5 protein-coding genes are annotated in these 5,623 nt (G+C 45.0%); all 5 read left to right on the top strand.

Annotated features, from left to right (window positions below):
- Window positions 1–42: 42 nt before the first annotated feature.
- Complete coding sequence (locus tag VIP81_RS09470; protein WP_331958984.1) at window positions 43–537, top strand: NADH-quinone oxidoreductase subunit J; 495 nt, start codon at window positions 43–45, stop codon at window positions 535–537.
- A 59-nt stretch (window positions 538–596) separates the two neighbouring features.
- Window positions 597–914 carry an NADH-quinone oxidoreductase subunit NuoK gene (gene nuoK / locus VIP81_RS09465; protein ID WP_133806457.1) on the top strand — a complete coding sequence of 106 codons (318 nt, stop codon included), beginning with the start codon at window positions 597–599 and terminating at the stop codon, window positions 912–914.
- 54 nt (window positions 915–968) lie between these two features.
- Window positions 969–2,867, top strand: coding sequence for an NADH-quinone oxidoreductase subunit L (gene nuoL, locus VIP81_RS09460; RefSeq protein WP_331958979.1), 1,899 nt, complete (start codon window positions 969–971; stop codon window positions 2,865–2,867).
- A gap of 33 nt (window positions 2,868–2,900) precedes the next feature.
- Window positions 2,901–4,337, top strand: a complete 1,437-nt coding sequence (locus tag VIP81_RS09455; RefSeq protein WP_331958976.1) for an NADH-quinone oxidoreductase subunit M — start codon at window positions 2,901–2,903, stop codon at window positions 4,335–4,337.
- 62 nt (window positions 4,338–4,399) lie between these two features.
- Window positions 4,400–5,623, top strand: a 1,224-nt coding sequence (locus tag VIP81_RS09450) for an NADH-quinone oxidoreductase subunit N (protein WP_331958973.1), incomplete at its 3' end; no start/stop codon positions are given.

The raw sequence follows: 5,623 nt of genomic DNA, 5'->3' as shown, positions 1-5,623 counted from the left end.
ATTTAGCTAAAAATACAATAGTCAAACATAGCAGAGATGGGAATGAGTATACAACAAATAGTTTTCATAGTGCTGTCGGTCATCGCGCTGGTTTCAGCGTTGGGCGTGGTATTGAGTAAGAATCCTGTGACGAGCGTATTGTGCCTGATCGTAACATTCTTTACCATTGCCGGGCATTATATCATGATGAATGCCCAGTTCCTGGCAGTAGTGCATATCATAGTATATGCAGGCGCCATCATGGTATTGTTCCTGTACGTGATGATGCTGATGAACCTGAATGCTGAGCTGGAACCGCAGAAACGCAACTGGCTGAAATATGCAGGTGCTATCAGCGGTGGTGCTTTACTGGTAGTGTTGGTAGCCGCCCTGCGCGATGCCAGCATGCCGGCCCTGAGCACACAGTCTACTGATATCGGGTTGATTAAAAACCTCGGCATGCTCCTGTTCAAACAATATGTGGTGCCATTCGAGGTGAGCAGTATTTTGTTCCTGAGCGCAATGGTAGGCGCCGTAGTGATTGGTAAAAAAGACTAGCAACATGCGGATCTGCGGGCTTCTCCGCAGTTCGTAATTCGTAATTCGTAATTTATTTTATGCCTGTTCAATATTACATATTCCTGAGTATCGCCTTGTTTTGCATAGGTGTGATGGGTGTACTGATGCGCAGAAATGCGATCATTATTTTTATGTGCGTAGAGCTGATGCTGAATGCGGTAAACCTGTTGATGGTTGCATTTTCCAAAATGTGGGCAGATGCAGGCCGGGTGGATGCCGGATCGGCACAACTGTTTGTATTCTTTATTATGGTGGTAGCGGCTGCGGAAGTAGCGGTAGGACTGGCTATAATTACTATGGTCTACAGAAACACACACTCAGTAGATATTAACATTCTTAACAGGCTGAAAAATTAATAATTCTGCTCTCTTAATTATTAAATTTTTCGACGTCGTAAATAGAATTGATAAATGATTAATCTAGTTTGGCTGGTACCATTTTTACCATTATTAGGTTTCCTGGTGAATGGATTGGGACGCAGATTTTTATCCAAGTCCCTGGTAGGATTTGTTGGAAGCGGCGCTGTACTGGCGTCCTTTGTGATTAGCTTATTAATATTCCTGGAAGTTAAAACCCCGGGATTTGCTGCACAGGTAGTCACCCTGTTTGATTTCATTTCTGTAGGTTCCCTGCATATTCCTTTCGCTTTCCAGGTAGATCAGTTGAGTGCCTTGTTCCTGCTGGTGATCACCGGCGTAGGTACCCTGATACATATCTACTCTACTTCTTACATGCATGATGAAAGTGATGAAAGTTTTGCCAGGTATTTTGCCTATCTGAACCTCTTCATTTTCTCTATGCTGATCCTGGTGCTGGGCGCCAACTATGTGATGATGTTTATTGGTTGGGAAGGTGTAGGACTTTGTTCTTACCTCCTGATTGGTTTCTGGTTTAAGAATACCAGCTACAACAACGCCGCTAAGAAAGCTTTTGTGATGAACCGCATTGGTGACCTGGGTTTCCTGATTGCCATCTTCTTTATGATCATGCAGTTTGGTACAGTTACTTTTCCTGAGGTGTTTGCGAAAGCAGCACCAATGGGCATGAACAATAGCATCATTACAGCTATTGCCATGTTGCTGTTTGTAGGTGCGATGGGTAAATCTGCACAAATTCCTTTGTATACCTGGTTACCGGATGCGATGGCGGGTCCTACCCCGGTATCTGCCCTGATCCACGCGGCCACGATGGTAACTGCCGGTATCTATATGATTGCACGCAGCAACGTGATTTATACACTGGCGCCACATATCCAAACGGTGATTGCGATCATTGGTCTGGCTACTGCCCTGTTTGCAGCATCTATTGCTTTAAAACAAAACGATATTAAAAAAGTATTGGCTTATTCTACTGTAAGCCAGTTAGGTTATATGTTCCTGGCCCTGGGTGTAGGCGCTTACGGAGCGGCGGTGTTTCACGTAATGACACACGCTTTCTTCAAAGCCTTGCTGTTCCTGGGTTCCGGTTCTGTTATTCACGCCATGGGCGGAGAACAGGATATCCGGAAAATGGGCGGACTGAAAAAATTCATGCCTACTACTGCCTGGACTTTCCTGGTGGGCTGTTTGGCGATTGCCGGTATCCCTGGTTTTTCCGGTTTCTTTTCGAAAGATGAAATCCTCGCACAGGCGTTTGCGAATAACCCGGTATTATATGTACTGGGCCTCATAGGCGCACTGATGACTGCCTTCTATATGTTCCGCTTATACTACATTACTTTCACTGGTAAATTCCGCGGTACACATGACCAGGAACATCACCTGCACGAAAGCCCTTCTCCTATGACCATTCCATTGGTAATACTGGCGGTACTTTCGATCGTGGGTGGTTATATCGGTTTACCGGAAGTATTTGGAACAACGAACTGGCTGGCAGAATACCTGGAACCGGTTTTTGCACCTTCTGCTCCTTTTGCAGTAGCGCATCACCTGTCACATGGTACAGAATGGTTGCTGATGGGTGTGAGCAGTGCATTGGTTATTGTATTCATCCTGTTTGCACGTCAGAAATTCGCCAACTATGAAGATGCAGGTACCGAAAGCACCGGTTTTGCAAAAGTGCTCGAAAACAAATGGTATATAGACGAACTGTATGATACTATCATTGTTAAACCACTCTATGAACTGGGCCGTTTCTTCCGTGATACGGTAGAAAAAGCTGGTATCGACAGATTGGTAAACGGGGTAGGCCGTGGTGTACAACTGGGTGGACAACGTATCCGCCTGTTACAGAACGGACAGGTAGGATTTTACATCTTTGCCATGGTGATCGGTATGATCGTATTATTTGTGATCGGATTCTTATTATAAACCAATAGCAGAAGTTACAAGCGCAGATAAATTATGTTGACAGTTTTATTAATATTGATTCCTTTCATCGCGGGCCTTATCGCATTTGGTCTGAAGGGGTCCGGGCCAAAGGTACTGGGCATGATTTCATCGCTGGCAACAGTGGTGATCGCAATTGGAACCTGGTGTACCTTTCGTACTACTCCTGACAGTCTGAACTTTGTTGCTAACTGGATTCCGCAGCTGGGAAGTCAATTCCGGGTAGGATTAGATGGAATGGGCGTGATGCTTTGCTTATTGACAGCGATTGCTTCTTTGCTGGTTTTCATCACCATTTATAACCGCAACTACGAGAAGCCAGGCGCTTTTTATGGTTTGATGTTATTATCGCAGGCCGGCTTAACCGGTGTATTTACCGCGTTCGATGCCCTGCAGTTTTACATATTCTGGGAACTCGCGCTGATACCTGTTTATTTCCTCTGCTCTTTATGGGGAGGAGAAAAACGTATAGCCGTTACCTTTAAATTCTTTGTATACACTTTCCTTGGCTCACTGTTAATGCTGGTAGGTATTATCTACCTGTATTCCCTGACACCCGATCATTCCTTCAGCTGGGCTTCCTTTAGTCATTTACAGGTGAATCCGGAAGATCAGAAATGGTTGTTCTGGCTCTTTTTTGTGGCATTTGCCATTAAAATGCCCATTTTCCCTTTCCATACCTGGCAGCCGGATACATACGAGCAATCGCCTACACCTGTTACCATGATCCTTTCCGGAGTAATGGTGAAAATGGGTTTATTTGGCGTGATCCGCTGGTTGTTGCCGGTACTCCCGCAGGGTGCTGCTATGTGGTCTGATGTAGTCGTTGTATTATGTATCATTGGTATCATCTATGCTTCCTGCATTGCCATGGTGCAAAATGACCTGAAACGTTTGATCGCTTATTCTTCCATTGCCCACATCGGTTTGATGTGTGCGGCTATTTTCGCTAATACCGAACAAAGCCTGCAGGGTGTAATGGTGCAGATGTTTAACCACGGTGTCAACATTATTGGTTTGTGGATCATTGTTGAAGTAATACAACAACGTTTGGGTGTTAAGAACATGGATCAGCTGGGTGGTATGGCACAGAAAGCGCCGCGCATGGCTATCTTCTTCGTTATCATCAGTCTGGCTAACATCGGATTACCGCTGACCAATGGTTTCATCGGTGAGTTCCTGATGTTCAGCGGATTGTTCCAATATAATCACTGGTTCATGGCGTTTGCCGGATTAGGTATTATCCTCGCTGCTGTTTATACCCTGGGTATGATTCAGAAGGTAATATTTGGTCAAAGCAATGACTTAACCGAAACTACTACAGATTTACAGCCTGGTGAAACCCTGGCCTTAAGTCTGGTTGTGATCATGATCATAGTGCTGGGTGTTTATCCCAAACCCATGCTGGATTTGGTGAGCAGCACCACGGAAGTGGTAAATCAATTATTCTGATATTTAGGAACTACTAAATAACAGGTGGAAAAATTTGTAACGGGGTTTTGTAACGCAAAAATATGAATGCACTAATTTCTACTGCTTTATCGGGCGTTGTACTGATGTTTGTTGGTTTATTTGTACGCAATAAGCAGCATATTAAATTTTATGCCATCGCGGCCATCATAATAGCATTTATTGCTAACCTGGCACAATATCCGTCTGTGGAGCTGGGCGGATATGTGATGTATGGCATGATTGAAGTGACCAAATTTGGTGTGATCTTCAATGCAGTAGCATTGGGAGCCACCTTGTTATATTTCCTGTTATCCGGCAGTGAGTTTGAAAAGGTAGGAGAACATGTGGGAGATTATTTCGCCCTGGTTTTCTTCATCTTGTCCGGTATCACACTGGCGGCTTCTTTCAGCAACCTGCTCATGTTATTTCTGGCCATCGAAATCATGTCTATTCCGCAGTATATACTGGCAGGAGCAGATAAGACCAGCCTGAAAAGCAATGAAGCATCGCTGAAATATTTCCTCATGGGCGCTTTCTCTACCGGTATCCTGCTCATGGGTATTACCCTGATTTATGGTGCGGCTGGTACATTTGATGTGGCTTCATTGGGATTAGGTGCTGAAAGTGTTCATCCGTTGGCGTTATGCGGTATCATTCTGATGGTATTTGCGTTGTCCTTTAAAGTATCTGCGGTGCCATTTCACTTCTGGACACCAGATGTATACGATGGTTCTCCTACTGTATTCACGGCTTTCATGTCTACTGTCGTAAAAGCCGGTGGTTTTGTCGCTTTCCTCCGGATGTTCCATACCAGCTTCGCCGGTGGCAGCATCAGCGAACACTGGACTTTGATCCTCTCTATCATTACTGCTGCCACATTGGTACTCGGTAACTTTAGTGCAGTATTTCAGCAAAGTGTTAAACGCATGCTGGCTTATTCCAGTATTGCACAGGCGGGCTTTATGCTCTTTGCCGTAGTAGCCATGAACAATATGGGTACACAGGGCATCATCCTGTACGCTGCCGCTTATAGCATTGCTACGATCGGTGTGTTTGCAGTGCTGATGAAACTGAAAGATTATACTTTCGAAGGATTCAACGGACTGGCACGCAAGCAGCCTTTACTGGCGGCAGCGGTAGCCGTGTTCCTGTTTTCACTGGCAGGTATTCCAATTACCGCTGGGTTCTTCGCGAAGTACTTTGTATTATCCGCTGCTATCCAGCATGGTTATTTACTGTGGTTGGTGATACTGGCAGTACTCTGCGCTGCTATCAGTGTGTACTAC

This window comes from Chitinophaga sp. (assembly GCF_036566945.1).
GTDB lineage: Bacteria > Bacteroidota > Bacteroidia > Chitinophagales > Chitinophagaceae > Chitinophaga.
This window is presented reverse-complemented; position numbering and strand designations above follow the sequence as displayed.